18 protein-coding genes are annotated in these 17,058 nt (G+C 66.9%); 6 read left to right on the top strand and 12 right to left on the bottom strand.

Going from position 1 to position 17,058, the window contains the following annotated elements:
• Positions 1–38 precede the first annotated feature (38 nt).
• The 3 genes from AB0M14_RS30335 (at position 39) to AB0M14_RS30325 (ending at position 4,665) form a co-directional block, all read left to right on the top strand.
• Complete coding sequence (locus tag AB0M14_RS30335; RefSeq protein ID WP_365002009.1) at positions 39–698, top strand: rRNA adenine N(6)-methyltransferase family protein; 660 nt, start codon at positions 39–41, stop codon at positions 696–698.
• Between the two features lie 829 nt (positions 699–1,527).
• Positions 1,528–2,028, top strand: coding sequence for a hypothetical protein (locus tag AB0M14_RS30330; protein ID WP_365000917.1), 501 nt, complete (start codon positions 1,528–1,530; stop codon positions 2,026–2,028).
• A gap of 399 nt (positions 2,029–2,427) precedes the next feature.
• Entirely contained in the window at positions 2,428–4,665 is a 2,238-nt protein-coding gene (locus tag AB0M14_RS30325; protein ID WP_365000914.1) for a serine/threonine-protein kinase, read from the top strand.
• A gap of 11 nt (positions 4,666–4,676) precedes the next feature.
• Here the strand turns inward: AB0M14_RS30325 and AB0M14_RS30320 are convergent, their stop codons facing one another.
• Positions 4,677–5,045: a hypothetical protein gene (locus AB0M14_RS30320; protein WP_365000911.1), complete on the bottom strand. Its 369-nt coding sequence runs from the start codon at positions 5,043–5,045 to the stop codon at positions 4,677–4,679.
• Positions 5,046–5,163: 118 nt separating this feature from the next.
• Positions 5,164–7,215 carry an AMP-binding protein gene (locus AB0M14_RS30315; protein ID WP_365002006.1) on the bottom strand — a complete coding sequence of 684 codons (2,052 nt, stop codon included), beginning with the start codon at positions 7,213–7,215 and terminating at the stop codon, positions 5,164–5,166.
• A 309-nt stretch (positions 7,216–7,524) separates the two neighbouring features.
• On the opposite strand from AB0M14_RS30315, the gene AB0M14_RS30310 reads away from it, so the two are divergent.
• Both AB0M14_RS30310 and AB0M14_RS30305 read left to right on the top strand, forming a co-directional pair.
• Positions 7,525–7,746, top strand: coding sequence for a hypothetical protein (locus AB0M14_RS30310; RefSeq protein ID WP_365000908.1), 222 nt, complete (start codon positions 7,525–7,527; stop codon positions 7,744–7,746).
• The gene (locus AB0M14_RS30305) at positions 7,746–8,969 is read left to right on the top strand and encodes a hypothetical protein (protein ID WP_365000905.1); all 1,224 of its coding nucleotides are present in this window, start codon (positions 7,746–7,748) and stop codon (positions 8,967–8,969) included. The genes AB0M14_RS30310 and AB0M14_RS30305 overlap by 1 nt, the downstream gene beginning before the upstream one ends.
• A gap of 121 nt (positions 8,970–9,090) precedes the next feature.
• Here the strand turns inward: AB0M14_RS30305 and thpD are convergent, their stop codons facing one another.
• The 6 genes from thpD to AB0M14_RS30275 form a co-directional block, all read right to left on the bottom strand.
• The gene (gene thpD / locus AB0M14_RS30300) at positions 9,091–10,017 is read right to left on the bottom strand and encodes an ectoine hydroxylase (RefSeq protein ID WP_365000902.1); all 927 of its coding nucleotides are present in this window, start codon (positions 10,015–10,017) and stop codon (positions 9,091–9,093) included.
• Positions 10,018–10,029: 12 nt separating this feature from the next.
• Positions 10,030–10,425: an ectoine synthase gene (locus AB0M14_RS30295; protein WP_365000900.1), complete on the bottom strand. Its 396-nt coding sequence runs from the start codon at positions 10,423–10,425 to the stop codon at positions 10,030–10,032.
• A 3-nt stretch (positions 10,426–10,428) separates the two neighbouring features.
• A complete protein-coding gene (ectB, locus tag AB0M14_RS30290) occupies positions 10,429–11,724 on the bottom strand; it encodes a diaminobutyrate--2-oxoglutarate transaminase (protein ID WP_365000897.1) in 1,296 nt (431 codons plus the stop codon).
• Complete coding sequence (gene ectA, locus AB0M14_RS30285) at positions 11,721–12,218, bottom strand: diaminobutyrate acetyltransferase (RefSeq protein ID WP_365002003.1); 498 nt, start codon at positions 12,216–12,218, stop codon at positions 11,721–11,723. The genes ectB and ectA overlap by 4 nt, the downstream gene beginning before the upstream one ends.
• Positions 12,219–12,445: 227 nt before the next feature.
• Complete coding sequence (locus AB0M14_RS30280; protein WP_365000894.1) at positions 12,446–13,156, bottom strand: response regulator transcription factor; 711 nt, start codon at positions 13,154–13,156, stop codon at positions 12,446–12,448.
• A gap of 545 nt (positions 13,157–13,701) precedes the next feature.
• Positions 13,702–14,097, bottom strand: coding sequence for a hypothetical protein (locus tag AB0M14_RS30275; protein ID WP_365000890.1), 396 nt, complete (start codon positions 14,095–14,097; stop codon positions 13,702–13,704).
• A gap of 139 nt (positions 14,098–14,236) precedes the next feature.
• On the opposite strand from AB0M14_RS30275, the gene AB0M14_RS30270 reads away from it, so the two are divergent.
• Entirely contained in the window at positions 14,237–14,443 is a 207-nt protein-coding gene (locus tag AB0M14_RS30270; protein ID WP_365000887.1) for a hypothetical protein, read from the top strand.
• 19 nt (positions 14,444–14,462) lie between these two features.
• On the opposite strand, the gene AB0M14_RS30265 is transcribed toward AB0M14_RS30270, so the two are convergent.
• The 4 genes from AB0M14_RS30265 to AB0M14_RS30250 form a co-directional block, all read right to left on the bottom strand.
• The gene (locus AB0M14_RS30265) at positions 14,463–15,248 is read right to left on the bottom strand and encodes an RNA polymerase sigma factor SigF (protein ID WP_365000885.1); all 786 of its coding nucleotides are present in this window, start codon (positions 15,246–15,248) and stop codon (positions 14,463–14,465) included.
• Positions 15,238–15,669 (bottom strand): anti-sigma factor, encoded by a 432-nt coding sequence (locus AB0M14_RS30260; RefSeq protein WP_365000883.1) that lies wholly within the window; start codon positions 15,667–15,669, stop codon positions 15,238–15,240. Before AB0M14_RS30260 ends, AB0M14_RS30265 begins: the two co-directional genes overlap by 11 nt.
• A gap of 128 nt (positions 15,670–15,797) precedes the next feature.
• Positions 15,798–16,424, bottom strand: coding sequence for a PAS and ANTAR domain-containing protein (locus AB0M14_RS30255; protein WP_365002001.1), 627 nt, complete (start codon positions 16,422–16,424; stop codon positions 15,798–15,800).
• 141 nt (positions 16,425–16,565) lie between these two features.
• A complete protein-coding gene (locus AB0M14_RS30250; RefSeq protein WP_365000880.1) occupies positions 16,566–16,958 on the bottom strand; it encodes an STAS domain-containing protein in 393 nt (130 codons plus the stop codon).
• Between the last annotated feature and the right edge of the window lie 100 nt (positions 16,959–17,058).

The raw sequence follows: 17,058 nt of genomic DNA, 5'->3' as shown, positions 1-17,058 counted from the left end.
GGCTCCGCGGTCCGGTTTCCCGGGGGCCGTAACTCTTTCTGTATAGGGCCCCCGGCGACGGCATGCTGACTCGGCAGTTGCTCGGCGCCGCCGACCGCGTCCTGGCCTACGAACTCGACGGCCACTACGCCGCCCGCCTCCGCCGCCGCTACGCGGACAACAAGCGAATCCGCTGCTACCACAGCGATTTCCGGGCTATGTCGGCCCCCAGCGAACCCTTCGCCGTGGTCGCCAACATCCCGTTCGCGAGCACCACCGACATCGTGCGCTGGTGCCTCGCGGCCCAGCACCTGACCTCGGCGACACTGCTGGTACAGGAGGAGTTCGCGCGCAAACACACCGGCGACTACGGCCGCTGGACCAAACTCGCGATCAAGCATTGGCCGTGTGTCGCAATGGAATTAGGACCGCGAGTCGACCGGCATCGCTTCCATCCGGTCCCACAGGTCGACGCGGCCGTGCTGCATCTCCGCGTCCGTTCGCGGCCACTGCTCCACCACGCCGCGCTGCCGACCTACCGGCGACTGGTGGAACTCGGATTCTCCGGTGTCGGCGGGTCGCTGGCGGCGTCACTGGGCCAGGAGTTTCCGGCCCGCATCGTCCGTAAGGCCTGTGCGAGCGCGGGAGTTCCGTTGGACCAGCCGGTGGGCTTCGTCGCTCCCAGCCAGTGGTTGAAGATCTTTCACGCACTCAGCTAGGTGCTGTCTCGAAGTGGTGAGGTCAGTGGTCGGCTCTCACCTGCGATGTCTGGTATCGGTCAGCGAGCGTGCCGAACCGGAAGCTCTGCGGGGCAGTTCAAGACTTACTCGACTCCCTTGAGCCACCGCAGGACCGAACCTGCGTTCGGTGGCGGTGCCCGGTGTGCGAGTGCGGGCGGCCAATGTGTGACTACACAGACCGAGCTGTCACCAAGGCTGGGTCACCGCCAACCTGGTCCGAAAGCGTCGGCCCGGCAGTCCTGTCCGGAGTGGCCTAGGGTTCTGGGCTGTATCGACTACAGGGGCGGCTCGGTCGGCTGCCCGGGGAGGATTGTTCGTGACGAACCCGAGTCAGCAGCAAGCACAGCAGGGGTTCGGTCCTGCGCCGCATGATGCGAATAATGCTGCGGGGCAGCAGCATCAGCAGAACCAGCCGCAACCTCCGCAGGACGGCGGCTTGGTGCTGCCGGATCCATATCAGGCCGGAGGGCAGGTTCCGCAGGACTCCTACCAAGCCGCGGGCCAACCAGCACCGCAGAGCTCCCACCAAGCCACAGGCCAACCGGCACCGCATGGTGCGTACCCCGTACCGGGGAACATTGGGCCGCAGGGCTCCTTTGCGGGAGCGGGTCAGCAGCAGGGCCTGCCGGTTTCGTATCAAAGCGGCGGGCAGCCCAGTCCGCAGTATCCAGCCAATGCCCCGTATCAGGGTGCGGGGCAGGGCGTTCCGCAGCCGGGACAAGGCGCTCCGGGGTATCCCGCGCCGTACGGGCAGCAGCGGCCTGGGTACCCGCCGCAGCCGGCCCGGCCGGGCGCAGCGCTCGGGCGGGTGGCGGGTGGGCTGCTGCTGGTAGCGACGATCCTGGCGATCGTGGAGCGGGTGGTCTGGGGGCGGATGGACTTCTTCCACGAGGACTTCTGGTACGACGCTCCCTTCTATCTGGTCTGCCTCGCCGCGTTCGGATCCGCAATCATGTTGCTGATCGGAGTGCGCGCGCCCGCCGCCGCGGTGGCTTGCTCGGCCGCCTCGGGCATGCTGTTCGCGACTGGGTTGACCCCGATCCTTGCCTACGGACGCTTCTTCGGCATTGCATCGGCCCCCCTGCTGGTGCTCGTACTGAGCGTTCTCGCGAACTTGGCCGCACTCGTCCTGGCAGTGATCGCGGCGGCGAAGGCTAGTGGCGCTACGCCCCCGGCACAACCGCCCGCGCAATGGGGCGGCCAGCAGCCGCCCTCGTCACAGCCGGGACAGCAATGGGGACAGCAGCCCGTCTCGCCGCAGCAGGGCCCGTGGGGGCAGCAGCTCGGAACACCCCACCAAGGGCAGTAGGCCAGCGACCCGGAAACGGCCGCACCAGAGCGCGGTTGGCCAACAGCCCGGAAACGCCCCACGAGGTGCTGTAGGCCAGCAGCACGGGAACACCTCGCCAGGGGCAGTGGGCCAACAGCCCGGAAATGTCTCGCCGAGGGCGGTAGGCCAACGGCCCGGGAATGCCTCCGCCAAGGGCAGCGGGCCAACAGCCCAGAAACGCCTCGCCAGAGGCAGTAGGCCAACAGCCCAGAAACGCCTCGTCAAAGGCACTGGGTCAGCAACCGGTGGTGAAGGGCAACCGGCTGGAAGGCCGTATCAGCCGCCTCAGTGATGTATTTGTGCCTCATGGAGCGCGCGGCTGGTCGCATCTGCTGTTGTTGGGCTACTGCTGTCGGCGGCCGGCGCTACGATTCAGCCATGGCGCATCCGGCTCCGGTGGTTTCGGGGGCGACGGTTGCAGCGGGCCGTTCGCCCGGTATCGGGGTGGCTGAGGTGGTGGCGCGGTTTGCTGAGGCGTGGCAGGAGGCTGAGGCGCCGCCGGAGATTCCCGCGTATTTGCCGGAGTCGCCTGCTATTCGGCGGGTTTCGCTGATCGAGTTGATCAAGGTTGATCTGGCGAATCGGTGGCGGCGGGGGCAGGAGCCCAAGCGGCTGGCCGACTATGCGGCGGAGTTGCCGGAGCTCAGCAGCTGGCCGTTGCCGCCGGATTTGATCTATGAGGAGTTCCACGTCCGCAAGCAGGCCGGTAGCGAGGTCGAGGCGGCGGAGTACACCGCCACGTATCCCGCTCAGGCAGCGCAGCTTTCGGAGATGCTGGCCACCGACGACTATCACAGCACGCTGATGTCGGTGGCCGCCGAACCCGCGCGGCTCGACGATATCGAGGCCGGGCAGCGCATCGACGACTTCGATCTGATGACGGCGCTGGGCCGGGGCGCGTTCGCGCGGGTGTTCCTGGCGCGGCAGCGGTCGATGCAGCGGCTGGTGGCGGTGAAGATCTCGCAGGACAAGAGTTCCGAACCGCAGACGCTGGCGCAGCTGGATCACGACTACATCGTGCGGGTTTTCGATCAGCGGATCCTGGAGGAGCGCGGGCTGCGGCTGCTGTACATGCAGTATGTGCCGGGCGGGACGCTGTTCACCGTGCTGGAACGGGTGCGCAAGACCGCCCCCGCGCAGCGGTCCGGCGCACTGCTGCTGGAGGTCATCGACGGCGTGCTGGCGGACAAGGGTGAGATCCGGCCCGGGGAGTCGCCGGTGCGGGCCGAGCTGGCGCGGTTGTCCTGGCCGGAAACCATTGCCTGGCTGGGGCGCCGGCTGGCCGAGGCCCTGGATTACGCCGATCACCGCGGCGTCCTGCATCGCGATATCAAGCCGGCGAATGTGCTGCTGACGGCGGAGGGCGTGCCGAAGCTGGCGGATTTCAACATCAGCTTCAGCGGCTCGGTGTCCGGGGACAGTCCGGTCGCGTATTTCGGCGGTTCACTGGCGTACATGTCACCGGAGCAACTGGCGGCGGTGCACCCGGACAAGCCGCAGACCGCCGCCGACCTGGATGTGCGCAGCGATCTGTTCGCGCTGGCGGTGGTGCTGTGGGAACTGCTCACGGGCACCAAGCCGTTCGCCGACGACGGCGTGACCGGCGGCGACCGCACCACGCTCGACGGCATGCTGGAACGGCGCGAAGCCAGCCCGGAGGCACTGCCGTACGAGAATCTGCCCGAGGATTGTCCAGCCTCCTTGCGCCGCGCCCTGGCTCGCGCGCTGGAACCCGAACCAAGACGGCGCTGGGCCAACGGCGCCGAGATGGCGCAGCAACTCGAGGTCAGTCTGGACGCGCGCGCCCGCGATCTGGTGGACCCGCCGCCGCGCAGCCCGCGAATCCGCGCGCGTGCGCTGATGCATCCGATCATGGCCTGCGCCATCGCGATTCCGAATGCCCTGGCGATCTGGTACAGCTACCACCACAATCGCACGCTGATCATCGGCAAGTTCGACGAGCAGGCCCAGCATCGGTTCGATCAGATCGCGCTGACCACCTACGGGCTGTGTTTCCTGGTCGGATTCCTCGTCACGAATCTCTTGCTGATGCGCCTGTGGTCGACGGCGCGCGCACTGCGGCGCGGCCAGTCCTTCGACGCGCCCGCGCTGGCGAAGGTGCGGGCCGACACGCTCCGGCTGGGCACCCGCAACGTGCTCACCTGTTTCGCGTTGTGGGCGCTGGCGGGTGTCGTGGTCCCGCTGTCGGTGCAGCTGAGCGGCAATCAGCTCGGCGCGGCCGACTACGCGCACTTCTTCCTCACGCAGATCGTGTGCGGCGCGATCGCGATGGCGTATCCGTACTTCCTGGTGAGCTTCTACGCGGTGCGCTGCCTGTATCCGATGTTCCTGCCGCACGGCGGCGTCGGCGGGGACGACCCGCGCCGGCTCGAACAGCTGGACCGCCGCAGCACCTATTTTCTGGCGATTGCCGCGGCGGTTCCGCTGCTCGGAGTCGCCGGGGCCACGTTCATTCCGGTCGACGACATCGGCTCGGTAATCCTCGCCATCCGGGTGTTGTGCGTAGGCAGCGCGCTGGCCTTCCTCGCCATCTACTGGCTGTTCCGTATGTTGGAGAAAGACCTGAACGCGCTGCAACGCATCGTCGTTCGCTAGCCGGGGCTAGCTCAGTTGCCGGACTTGGCCGGGGCGGTGGTGTCGGACTTCAGGCACAGCGCGTGCGAGGTGTCGTTGATCTGCTGGATGTACGGCGCGACCACACCGTTGTCCCGCAGCACGAAGTCGGCCTCGACCTCGTTGAGGGAACCGACGTAGGCGCTGCTGACCTTCTGGTCCTGCAGCAGCTTGACGGGGGCCTCGGTGTTCTGTGCGGTGAAGCCGGCCTGCTTCATGCCCGCTCCGGCGCAGATCTTGGCCGGCGCCTCACCGGGCTTGCCCGCCACGAGGGTCATCTCGTGGTCGGCGTGCGCAGTGCCCGACATCGCGACGAGGATGCCGGTGACCGCGACACCGACGCCGAGTGCACGGATTTTCATGTAGAGCCTTTCCGAACCTTGTTGTTCGAGCATGAGCTCGGCTCGGGGAGGTCCCGAGCACCACGGTTATTCGGTTCGGCGGATCGGACGGATGGGTCGGCTTTTGCTGGTCAAGCGGTCAACTGGGTTGGACGAGTGTCCGTTTCAAGATCTTTCCGGTGGCGTTGCGCGGCAGCGCGTCCAGGAAGGTCACATCCCGGGGCACCGAGAATCTGCTGAGGCGATGGCGGATGTAGGTGCGCACCATCTCCCGGTCCAGCCCGAACCCGGGCCGGGTCACCACGAACGCCGCGAGCCGCTGCCCGTACTCCCGATCCGGTACACCCACCACGGCTACCTCGCTCACTTGCGGCAGATGCGACAGGGCCTCCTCCACCGGCCGCGGGAAGACGTTCTCGCCGCCGGAAATGATCATCTCGTCGTCGCGCCCGGCCACGAACACCAGTCCGTCGGCGTCGATGTAGCCGAGGTCTCCGGTATCGAGCATGCCCTCGGCTTCGGCGGGCGGGGTCGCGTCGGTGTATCCGTCGAACAGCATGTGGTTGTTGACGAAGATGCGGCCGGTCACCCCGCGCGGCACCGGCCGGAAGTCGTTGTCCAGGATCGCCACCTTGGTGCCCAGCGGCGGCCGCCCGGCGGTGGTCGGCGCGGCCCGCAGGTCGGCCGGATCGGCGATGGTCGCCCAGGACACCTCGGTGGACCCGTAGACGTTGTAGAGGGTGTCGCCGAAGGTCTGCTGGAACCGCTCCACCGTCGAACCGGCGAGCGGCGCACCGCAACTGGCGACGATGCGCAGGCTGGAGCGGTCGTAGTGCGCGAGCACGTGCGGCGGCAGGTCGAGAATCCGGTTGATCATCACCGGCACCACCACCAGCGCGCTCACCCGATGCTGTTCGATCAGGCGCAGGGTGTCCTCGGCGTCGAAGCGCTCCGGCAGCACCACGCTCGCCCGGATCGGGGTGCTGATCTGCAAGGCCGCCAGCCCCCAGGTGTGGAACAGCGGCGCGGGCACCAGCATGGTCTCGTCCATCCGGAACGGGATCCGCGACAGCAGCGCGGCCACCGTGCCGAACCCCTTGGGGTGCGGGCGGCGCGCGCTTTTCGGGGTGCCGCTGGTGCCGGAGGTGAGCACGATCAGCCGGCCCGGCTGCGGCGGCCGGGCGAACGACGGCGCGTCCAGGCCCATCAGGTCGTCGAGGTTCAGCGGGCCGTCCGGCCGCGGCGGCGAGGTGGAGTAGCGCGGGATGGTCGGCGAGACGTATTTGAGCAGGTGGTCGTATTCGTCGTCGCGGAAGATCGCCGCCAGCCCGTGGCGGAGCACCACCTCCTCGATCTGGCCCGCCGACAGTCCCGTGTTCAACAGCACCGTGTCGACACCCAATTTGCCTGCGGCGACCATGCATTCGACCATCGGAGCGCTGTTGCGGGCGAGCAGGCCGATGCTGGTGCGCGCCCCGAATCCGAGGGTGCCCAGGGCGGCGGCGAGCTGGTGGGTGCGCTGGTGCACCTCGGTGAAGGTGTAGGCGACGTCGGGGTCGATCAGGCCGAGCCGCTTGGGGGTGTAGGCCGCCGCGGCGGCGTATCCACCGGCCAGGTTGAAACCCCACTTCGCCAGTCCGCCCAGCTGTTTGAGGCCCCGGTCGAATCGGTAGCTGCGCACCACGCCGGTGGTGACCAACTGCCGGGCGATGCCGACCTGCAACCGGGTCGCGGCGCTCTTGGACGCTGCGGTCTCGCCGTTGATCAGGACCGAGGTGGGCGCGCCTTGAATGACTTCGGCGATCCGCGTCAAACCCGCACGCACCCAGGCGACTACGGCCGCGTTGTCCGGTTCGGCCGCACCTGGCCGGCCGCCGTATCGCAGGACACGGCCGGCGCCGAAAACCGTGACACTCACCCGCGTCTTCGCCCGCTCCGATCCGGCGTCGACAGTGTTACGCAGTCGGACTGCGACGAAACTTCCCGTGCTCGGGCACTGCAATTCGAGTAATTCGCGCTCCCGCGCGACAACGAGATGGATTGGCGGTACGGTGATTTCCGTACCGGAGGTGCTCGCACGAATCAACAGAATCACTTGCGTTTCTGAAGTTTCTTCGCGCTCGGCGGCTCCGATACCGGTAAACATTCGCGTGTAGGTCTGCGGCTCCAGCAGCAGATCCCACATCGCCATGCGATCGACCCCGTATTCGAGCTCGACAGTGATGACATCGGTAACCAATGGCGTGCTTTTCTCCTCTGCCGACCCAAAGTTGCAGACAGATCGGCATGTTTCACGTATTTGTACTCACCGGTAACACCTAGGTCAAGAGCCGATTTCTTTGCTCGATGATTGCCGCTGACGCGTCGACGTCCTTCCGGCCGCGAATCATCCCAGCACTCTGCACATCCCGGCAGAATATGATCGTGTAATCCTCGGGTTACAACTCGAGAAACCCGCGCGCGCAATGCTGTTCGCGCGGGTGTGCAGAACGGGAGAACGATGACCGCCAGAGCCGAGCTGGAACGCGAATTGGGGGGCCCGCTATCCGCCCTCGACCTGCTCTCCGAGCCTGAAATACGGGAATTACTGATGACTTTCCGATCGGCGCGCCGGGTCGAGGCGGCGATGCTCAACGACTCCGTGGACAGCGTCATCGGCACCCTGCCCTGGCCGCTGCGCACGCCGGCGAAGAAGATCATGTTCGGCAATCGGCTGCGCTGATGACGGATCTGGTCACCCAAGCCCAACTGGTGCTGCTGGCGCGGACGCTGCACGTGCCCGTCGAACGTCTCGCGCACCTCGAGCGCCTCGGCGCCGAAGCCCTGCACGAGCTGCAACAGCGCATGGCAGCGGTAATTTTCGCCCAGCATGCCGCGACCTTCGAGCGCATCAGCAAGCTGGTGCCGATCATCCCGCTGAGCATCTCGATCCCGTTGGTGCAGAAGCTGGTTCCGCCGATGATGACCGGGCGCGCGGCCGGCGCGGTAGGTGTGAAATATCCGAAAAAAGCGGCGGATGCCGTGTGGATGCTGGAGCCCGGATACGCGGCGGATTGCGCGCCGTATCTGGACCCGCACACCGTCGGGCAGCTCGCCGACGTCGCCCCGCCGGAGCCGATCGTGCGGATCACCAACGAGGTCCTGCGCCGCGGCGACTACGTCACCGCGGGCCCGTTCCTCGCCTACGCCACCCCGTCGCTCATCCGGGCCATCGAGGCGGGCGTCGCCGACGACGAGGGCCTGATCCGATCGGCGGCCTACGCGTATTCCGGTGCGAACCTCAGCGGCGTCATGCGGCAACTGCTGCACGGGCGGTCCCACCGGATCCCGCAGATGGTGGCGACGGTGCTGGACGGCTCGCCGGAGTTGCAGCTCGCGGCGCTGTCGGTGTTCGCGCGCTGCGACAGCGATGTGGTCGGGGCGGTCGGCGAGCTCATGTTCGAGTTCGGGTCCACCGCGGCCATCACCACGTTGATCGGCACGGTCATCGAGGCGGGGGCGATCCCGGAGCTGTTGCGCTTCGTCGGGAACCTGCGTCCCTCGGCCTTGGACAGTCTGGCCGCGAACCCGATCGTGGGCGATCAGGTTCGGATGGCGGCGCTGGTGCAGGCGCTGGAAGGCGCGGACGAGCCGGCCCTCTGGCGCGGGCTGCTGTGCTGGATCGAACGCACCGATTTCGAGGTGCAGCGCCGAATCGCCAGGCAGGTCATCGAATTGACCGATCCGACCTTGCTCGCGGTGCCCGGCGCGGCCACCGAGGTGCGGATCTGGCCGGCGCTGCTGCGGATCCTGGCCGAGGCGGACGTCGACACCCAAGCCCAGCTCGGCGAAATCTGGGCGCTGCTGACACCGTCGGTGCGCGCGGACCTGCAACGGCGCGTGACAGATCTACGGTTGGATACCCGGCTCGCCACCCTGACGGTCACGCTGGACATCTACGCGTGAGAGCGGCTTCGGCAGGCCGAATTCCGGTCCACTGCCCGCGTGCGCCTCTCGCCCCGACGACCGAGGCGCACGCGAGACAGTGGAGTTCGGCTCCCGGTTCGCACCGGGAGATCAGGCGGGCCTACACCGGCGTGTAGTCCCGTGCGGCAATGTATTCCGGCCGCCGGTTGGGCGCCGCGAACGGCTCCACCAGGGCGTTCTCCACGCTGTTGAACACCAGGAAGATGTTCGACCGCGGGAACGGCGTGATGTTGTTGGACGAGCCGTGCATGATGTTGGAGTCGAACAGCAGCGCCGATCCCGCCCGGCCGGTGAACTGCGTGATCCCGTGCCGCTCAGCCAGCACGGCGATATCCGAGGTGCTCGGCACGCCGATCTCCTGCTCCTGCAACGACTCCCGGTAGTGCTCGGCGGGGGTGCTGCCCTGGCACGGCACGAAGGTGCGGTGCGAGCCGGGCATCACCATCAGGCTGCCGTTGACCGGATAGTTGTCGGTCAACGCGATCGACAGGCTCACCGCCCGCGGCGCCGGCATACCGTCCTCGGCATGCCAGGTCTCGAAATCGGAGTGCCAGTAGAAGCCGTTGCCGCGGAACCCGGGCATGTAGTTGACCCGGGTTTGATGCAGGTAGACCTCTGAACCGAGCACTTCCCGAGCCGGTCCCGCGATTCTGGACTGCCGCACCAGATCCGCCACCGCCGCGCTGAGCTTGTGCACCTCGAACACCGACCGAACCCGTCCGGAGTGCAGCGTGTGCGCGCCGACCCCCGACCGGACCGCGGCGCGCTCCCGGATCACCCGATCGTCGTCCGCGAGCGCGGGATCGGTGGCCAGACGGGCGATCTCGGCGCTGAACTCGGCCACTTCGGCGGGGCTGAGCAGATCGTCGAGCACGGCGTACCCGTCGGTCCCGAAGGTGGACAGGGCCTCGGTGCCGATCTGACCCCACACCGTGGGATCGACCCGCTCCACGTGCTGGCGCGGCCCACCCGTGCGGGTGGGGTAGCGATCCAGCAGGCTCGTATCAACGGTGTGCTGCAACACCATTCGCTACCTCCCTCACATATTCGCGACGGCCACCAGTGGGTAGACGCCGTTCTCGTCGTGCACCTCCTGGCCGGTGACCGGCGGATTGAACACGCACAACATGCGCATCCGCGTCCGCGTCTCCAGGCGATGCTTCTCGTGCCCGTCGAGCAGATACATCGAGCCCGGCCCCAGTGGATAGGTGACGTTGTTGTCGAGGTCGGTCAGCGTGCCCTCGCCCTCGACCAGCCACACCGCTTCGACGTGGTTCTGGTAGTGGAAGACGTGGGTGGTGCCGGCCTCGATGGTGGTCTCGTGGAAGGAGAACCCGACCCCGTCGCCGCCGAGGATGATGCGCTTGCTGCGCCAGCCCTCGTCGGCGACATCGCGCTCGGTGCCGGTGATCTCCGCGGTGGTCCGAACGATCACTGCTTACGCTCCCTTGTCCATGTGGTGCAGGCGCTGCCAGCCGGTGCACACCGTGTCGATGGCGCCGGTGAGCAGGTGCAGGCCGAGATCGAGTTCCTCGTCGGTGATCGTCAGCGGCGGCAGCAACTTCACCACCTCGTCGCTGGAGCCGGAGGTCTCCACCAGCAGCCCGCGTTCGAAGGCGACCTGGGTCACCTTGCCGGCCTGCGACGGATCGTCGAAGGCGATGCCCTGCACCAGGCCGCGACCGCGGACCGACAGACCCGGGAAGTACTCCGCGACCTGACCGAGCGCCTCGCCGATCCGCGCGCCCTTGGCCGCAGTGGCCTGCTGCAAGGTGTCATCGGCCCAGTAGTGCGCCAGCGCCGCCTCGGCGGTGATGAAGGCCGGGTTGTTGCCGCGGAAGGTGCCGTTGTGCTCGCCCGGCGACCAGACGTCGTGCTCGGGCTTGAACAGCACCAGCGCCATCGGCAGACCGTAGCCGCCGATCGACTTGGACAGCGTCACGATGTCCGGGGTGATGCCCGCGACCTCGAAGGAGAAGAACGGGCCGGTGCGGCCGCACCCCATCTGCACGTCGTCGACGATCAGCAGGATCTCGCGGGCCGCGCACAGCCCCGCCAGATGCCGGAGCCATTCCGGGCGTGCGACATTCACGCCGCCCTCGCCCTGCACCGTCTCCACGATCACCGCGGCCGGGCGGTCGAAGCCCGAGGACGAGTCGTCGAGCACCCGCTCCATCCATTGGAAATCCTGGGTGGTGTTGTCGAAGTAGCCGTCGTAGGGCATGTGGGCGGCGTGCACCAGCGGCACGCCGGCGCCCGCGCGCTTGGCCGCGTTGCCGGTGACCGACAGCGCGCCGAGCGTCATGCCGTGGAAGGCGTTGGTGAAGCTGAGCACGGTCTCGCGCCCGGTCACCTTGCGGGCCAGCTTGAGCGCCGCCTCGACGGCGTTGGCGCCCGTCGGGCCGGGGAACTGGACCTTGTAGTCCAAGCCACGCGGCTGCAGGATGGTGTCGCGCATGGTCGCGAGCAGCTTGCGCTTGGCGGCGGTCGACATGTCCAGGCCGTGGGTGATGCCGTCACCGGCGATGTAGTCCAGCAGCGGCTGCTTGAGGATGTCGTTGTTGTGGCCGTAGTTCAGCGCACCGGCGCCGGCGAAGAAGTCGAGGAATTCCTTGCCGTCCTCGTCGCGGAGCCAGCTGCCCTTCGCGGTGGTGAACACCGTGGGCCAGGAGCGGCAGTAGCCGCGGACGTTGGATTCCAGCTCTTCGAAGATGGTCGTCTCGGCGGTGATCACTTTCGGGCCTCCTGCTTGCTGACAGACAGATCAATCGGGGAAATCCGGTAGAGCTCTTCGGCTTCGTGGCTGTCCGGGAACAACTCCGGATCGAACAGTGGAGCCTTGGTGAGCTGCGCACCACGACGACGCGCCACCGAGCTGAACATCGCGATGGAACCCGGGTTGTCCGGTGCGATGGTCGTCTCCAGAACCGAAACCCCGTGCGGGGCAACGGTGTCGAGCAAATGCTGAATCAATGCGGTGCCGGTGCCGAGGCCCTGCTGGGCCTGCTCGACGGCCACCTGCCACACGAATACCGTGTCGGGCGCTTCCGGCCGCAGGTATCCGATGACGAACCCCACTACGCGGCCGTCGACTTCGGCGACCACCGAGGTACCGGTGAAATCGCGACACCACAGCAGGTAGGCGTAGCTCGAATTGGTGTCGAGCACTTGCGAATCCTTGGCGATTCGCCAGATCTGCGCGGCGTCACCGACGCGCGGAGCGCGCATAACCGGTGCGGCGAGCCGGTCGATTTCAGCAATGCTGCTGTCGTCGAGCGTGGGCAAGGTTGGTGTGGACATACATCTCCCTCTTGCGGGTCTGTAGTACTTACACAGCCTTACGACTGAACTTTGCGGTGAACTTGTCGAACTCTTTGCGGTTGTATTACGAAGAGATCACAACGCCTGGTAAAAGGGCATGCCGAATAAGCCTCGTCACAAAATGTTTCGGAAATTCAGTGCTGCAGATCCAGGCGGTAACCGAGCCCGCGCACCGTCACCACGATGCGGGCGTCGGAGGGGTCGCGCTCGATTTTCGTGCGCAACCGGCGGATGTGGACATCGACGATGCGTTCGTCGCCGAAAAAGCCGTCGTCCCAGACGCGTTCGAGCAGCAGGGCGCGCGAGAGCACCCGTCCCGGCGTCTCGGCCAGCTCACACAGCAGCCGGAACTCGGTGATGGTGAGGTGGATTTCCTCGGCGCCGCGGCGGATCGCGCCGGAATCGGGGGTCAGCACCAGCGGCGCCGCCGGGTGCGCGTCGAGCACGATCTCCTTCGGCACGTCCCGCTCGGCGGTCAGCCGGGCCCGGCGGCGCAGGGCGCGCATGCGGGCCGAGATCTCCTTGATCTCGAACGGCTTGGTGACGAAGTCGTCGGCGCCGGCCTCCAGGGCGGCCACCACGTCGTGGGTGTCGTCGCGCGAGCTGATCACGATGATCGGCACGTCGTGCTCGCGGCGAATCTCGCGGATGCAGTCGAAGCCATCCATGTCGCCGAGCATCAGCTCGACGATCATCACATCCGGTGCGCCCTTGCTGCGCAGATAGGACAATGCGTCCTCAGCCTCTTGCGCCTCGGAAACGTCGTAGCCTTCGTCCTCCATCGCCAGGCGCAATTCGCCCCTGACGTTCTCGTCCTCGTCAACGATCATCAAGTTGGTGCTCATACCTGCGCCTCGCTGTCGCTCGGCTCCGGCATGACCACCAAAGGTGGCTCTACTACCGGTTCGTTCGCAAGCTCACTCACAAAAGGTCCTCATCCCTTGCCAGAGCGGACCCGCGTGCAGTACGGAACTTTCGCATCCCCATACCGACGCGACATTCCGCCTTCGAGCAACGTGCCAACCTCCGGGTTACCCGAACCAACCGTTCGGTAAACCCCTCATCGGAGGGTGGGTTAGCCGCTGGCTATCCCCAACCCTTCGCCTTTACCCGCTCCAAATGCAAGTCGACGGTGAGGTTCGACACAATTCGGGCAACTCGGGAATGCGGCTCGCACCGCGCGGTGACAGGGTAGCAACGCGGACACGTGACCCCGCGGAATCGCCACGGCCGCAAGCGCTTCCGGCGCAGCGGGTCTGGAACTCGGACGATCGCCCGCCACGCCGGCAGTCGAGGCTGGGGCGGCGCACTCCAGGGACAGCAAAGCGGGGCCCGCGATCGGTGTGATCACAGGCCCCGCCCCTCGAAAGGTGGTTCGGGTGAGCGTTTTCTACCACTCGTCGTGTGGGTGCTCCAGGCGATTGAAGTTGCTCGGGGTGCCGTCGGAGCGCTTCTCCTGATACAGGAAGCTGCAGTGCCGGGCGTCGAAGGTGTCGAACCACTTCTCCCATTCGACCGGCTGCAGGATCGCGCCGCCGTAACCGGGGAAGTCGAAGCGGAGGTTGCCTAGTCGTCCGTTGTCTTCACTGAACGGAGTGGTGGCGGGGCGCGCACCGCGCTGTTCGGCCCAGCGGCGGATGACATCGTGGTTGCGGGTGACGAGGGTGCGGTCGGCGCGGTCCGGCTTCTCGGCGGGGGAATTGATTTGCTGTGCGGGTTTCAGCGGTCGCGAATCGCCGGGTCCGGGATGCGGATTCCGGGCGACTGGACGTCGCTGGCGGTCCATGACGACCCTCCTTAGCGCCCTGAGCGGTGGTTCGATTCCTTATCTAGTACCCGATGGGAAAGCGCGGCAAACCGGGCGCCGACAGTTAGCTGAGTTTTTCGCCGCGGTTTGCGCTTCAGGGGGTGGGTACCCGGAAACCATGACCGATACGCCGTTCGACGGGCCCGGCCTGACGCAGCCACCGATTCCGGAGCCGGACCCGGTGCCGCCGGTACCCGGCCCCGATCCGTTCCCGGAACCGAATCCGGTTCCGCCGCTGCCGCCGGACCCGAGTCCGATCCCGAATCCGGATGATCCGCGGCCACCGCTGCCGCCCGTACCCGGCCCGCCACCGTTACCGCGGTAGCTCCGCGGCCGTGCGGGCCCTAGTCACGGAGTGCTTGTTCCCGTAAGGCTGTCAGGGTTTTCGACAGGATCCGCGACACGTGCATCTGCGAGACGCCCAGGACCTCCGCGATCTGGGTCTGGGTCTTGTTCTCGAAGAACCGCATGATCAGGACCTGGCGTTCACGTTCGGGCAGGTCCTCGATCAGCGGTTTGACCGCCATGAAGTCCTCCACGAGATGGTAGGACCGCTCCTCCTGGCCCAGGCTATCCAGCAGCGGCAGCGGGGCGTTGTCGATGTCGTCGCCGGCCACCGCGTCGATGGACTGGGACTGGTAGGCGTTGCCCGCGATCAGCGCCTGGGTGACCTCCACCAGGTCCACGTCGAGTTCGGCGGCGATCTCCCGGGCCCGCGGCACCCGGCCCAGCCGCTGCGACATCCGCTCGATAGTGGGTCCGATGCTGAGCTGAATCTCCTTGACCCGCCGCGGCACTCGCACCGCCCAGGTGTTGTCGCGAAAGTGCCGGCGCACCTCGCCCATGATGGTCGGGACCGCGAAAGCCAGAAAAGAAGAACCGCGGCTCACATCGAAGCGGTCCGCGGCCTGCACCAAACCCAGTCGTGCCACCTGCAAGAGGTCGTCGAAGATTTCCCCGCGCCCGGAGAACTTCCGCGCGATGTGCTCCGCCAACGGCAGGCAGCGCTGAATCAGCTCCTCCCGCATCGGTTCCCGGCGCGGATCCGCCGGATCCAGGGCGGCGATCTTCTCGAAGAGCGGCTCGATATTGTCGTAGCTGTCACCGGGCGATCTCGACTCACCCGTCATCAGCCACCCCACGCACCCAGCTGAAATCGACAGCCGTCGGGAATCCGCCCAGCTCCGCGTCGAACGGTTCCTGCACGGCGGCAATGGATGCCGTCAGGGTCCGCACGATATGCCAGCCGAAGCCGGCCTGCCCCACCACCGCCTCGGAGGTCGCGACCGAGCCGACGTGGACGAACATCTGGCGGTCGTCATAGGTGAATTCGCATTCGAGGGTGGAGTCCGGCACTGCCTCCATGATCAGCGAGGTGGCCACCTCGTCCAGGGCGAGCCGGATGTCGGTGACTTCGTCGAGCGCGAAATCGGCTATGAGCGAGACAGTTTCAGCGAGGGCGCGCAGCATTGTGAGCTGGTCGAACTGGGCGGGTAACCGCACCCCGATCGTCGTCGTCTTCGTTGAGGATCGGGAAGTCCACTCCCCCATTGCCCATCACCACCTTGTTCGCGTCGCCGGTTGCGCGGTCCGGCCACCGGGCACAGCCCCATGCTCTAACCGCGACGTTCCTCACGGTGCCGCTTACCCGGTGCGGGCGTAGGCAAACACGATCCTGGTCAGTCGCCCGCCTCGATGCGCTCGTGCGCGGTGAGCAACAGGTGATCGAATTCGGTGCGCATATGCACTGTCGAGTGCACCATCGTGGCGATGTCGGCGACCAAGCGGGCGGCGAGGGCGCGCAACTTGACGTTGGTTTCCTGGGACCGCCAGCTCAAGACCTTGAACGCCTGCTCCGGGGTGATCCCGTAGACCAGCATGAGCGCGCCTTTGGCCTGTTCGATCACCGCGCGCGCCGCGTACAGCTCGGGCAGGGTGTCGTCGAGGGTTTCCTGACGGTGTTCCTCGAGGGTGTCGGTGACGTCGATGTAGTAGCCGGCGGTGCCGACTATCTCGCCGTCGTCGTCGGCCATCCGGTCGGCCACCACGATGACGTGATGCACGGTGCCGGCGGTGTCGATGATGCGGTGGCGGCTGGAGAACGGATCGCCGTGCTCGACGGTCTTGGCCAGCGCGCTGGCCACCTGCGCGCGGTCCTCGGGATGTTTGTGGGTCATCAGCAAGTCGGTTGTCGGAGTGACGGTGCCGGGCGGGTACCCGTGCATCACCGCCACCTCGTCGGACCATTCCCACCGCTCGTCGTCGAACCAATACTTGAAGTTGCCGACGCTTTGCGGCTTACCCATGCCGATCACACGGTTCAACGCGACGGCATCCTCGGATTCCGCCCCCGTTTCATGAACCGATCCACTCTCCATCACAGCGCCAGTATGCGGCGCGCGGGGCGTGTGGGCGAGTGGATCGGAACGTTCGGGGACCAACGTCATCTAGTCGTCGAGGGCGGCCCGCATCGAGGAGTAGTACCCGAACATCGGCCGGACTCCGGTGAGTTCGAAGGCGCGCTCGATGGCGGGCCGTCCTGCCACGATCCGGAGGTCGACCCCGTTGCAGGCGGCCCGCTGCCGCACCGCGCCGAGGCTGGCGGCGGCACGCAGACTCAGGAACCGCGCGGCCCGCAGATCGATCACCACCGTGGGGGCGCCGGCGTCGATCGCCTCGTCGAGGGTGGCGCGGAATTGCGGGTAGACGGCGGCGTCGAGCTCGCCTTCGACCCGAAGCACCACGCTGCGTCTGCGGCGGTCGACCCGTTGCGCCCAGGTCCGGCTGGGATGGAACCGGGGGGACGAATCTTGCGTTGTAGCGCCATTATTGGCAGACACGCGCGCACCGGTAAGGGGGTGCAGCACAACTGCATCCATAGGCATGACAAACCTCCCACAATCAGGGGGGATCTCCGGCTCGCAGCGGCTATGGCGTGCC

The sequence above is a fragment of the Nocardia sp. NPDC051832 genome, from assembly GCF_040681285.1.
GTDB lineage: Bacteria > Actinomycetota > Actinomycetes > Mycobacteriales > Mycobacteriaceae > Nocardia.
This window is presented reverse-complemented; position numbering and strand designations above follow the sequence as displayed.

What these genes read in the sequence shown, in the direction of transcription:
- AB0M14_RS30255 (WP_365002001.1), bottom strand. Translation starts at nt 16,424, where the DNA reads ATGGGTAAGCCGCAAAGCGTCGGCAACTTCAAGTATTGGTTCGACGAC.
- AB0M14_RS30320 (WP_365000911.1), bottom strand. Translation starts at nt 5,045, where the DNA reads ATGAAAATCCGTGCACTCGGCGTCGGTGTCGCGGTCACCGGCATCCTC.
- AB0M14_RS30275 (WP_365000890.1), bottom strand. Translation starts at nt 14,097, where the DNA reads ATGGACCGCCAGCGACGTCCAGTCGCCCGGAATCCGCATCCCGGACCC.
- AB0M14_RS30265 (WP_365000885.1), bottom strand. Translation starts at nt 15,248, where the DNA reads ATGACGGGTGAGTCGAGATCGCCCGGTGACAGCTACGACAATATCGAG.
- AB0M14_RS30310 (WP_365000908.1), top strand. Translation starts at nt 7,525, where the DNA reads ATGACCGCCAGAGCCGAGCTGGAACGCGAATTGGGGGGCCCGCTATCC.
- AB0M14_RS30305 (WP_365000905.1), top strand. Translation starts at nt 7,746, where the DNA reads ATGACGGATCTGGTCACCCAAGCCCAACTGGTGCTGCTGGCGCGGACG.
- AB0M14_RS30325 (WP_365000914.1), top strand. Translation starts at nt 2,428, where the DNA reads ATGGCGCATCCGGCTCCGGTGGTTTCGGGGGCGACGGTTGCAGCGGGC.
- AB0M14_RS30260 (WP_365000883.1), bottom strand. Translation starts at nt 15,669, where the DNA reads ATGGGGGAGTGGACTTCCCGATCCTCAACGAAGACGACGACGATCGGG.
- AB0M14_RS30280 (WP_365000894.1), bottom strand. Translation starts at nt 13,156, where the DNA reads ATGAGCACCAACTTGATGATCGTTGACGAGGACGAGAACGTCAGGGGC.
- ectA (WP_365002003.1), bottom strand. Translation starts at nt 12,218, where the DNA reads ATGCGCGCTCCGCGCGTCGGTGACGCCGCGCAGATCTGGCGAATCGCC.
- AB0M14_RS30270 (WP_365000887.1), top strand. Translation starts at nt 14,237, where the DNA reads ATGACCGATACGCCGTTCGACGGGCCCGGCCTGACGCAGCCACCGATT.
- AB0M14_RS30315 (WP_365002006.1), bottom strand. Translation starts at nt 7,215, where the DNA reads ATGGCGATGTGGGATCTGCTGCTGGAGCCGCAGACCTACACGCGAATG.
- thpD (WP_365000902.1), bottom strand. Translation starts at nt 10,017, where the DNA reads ATGGTGTTGCAGCACACCGTTGATACGAGCCTGCTGGATCGCTACCCC.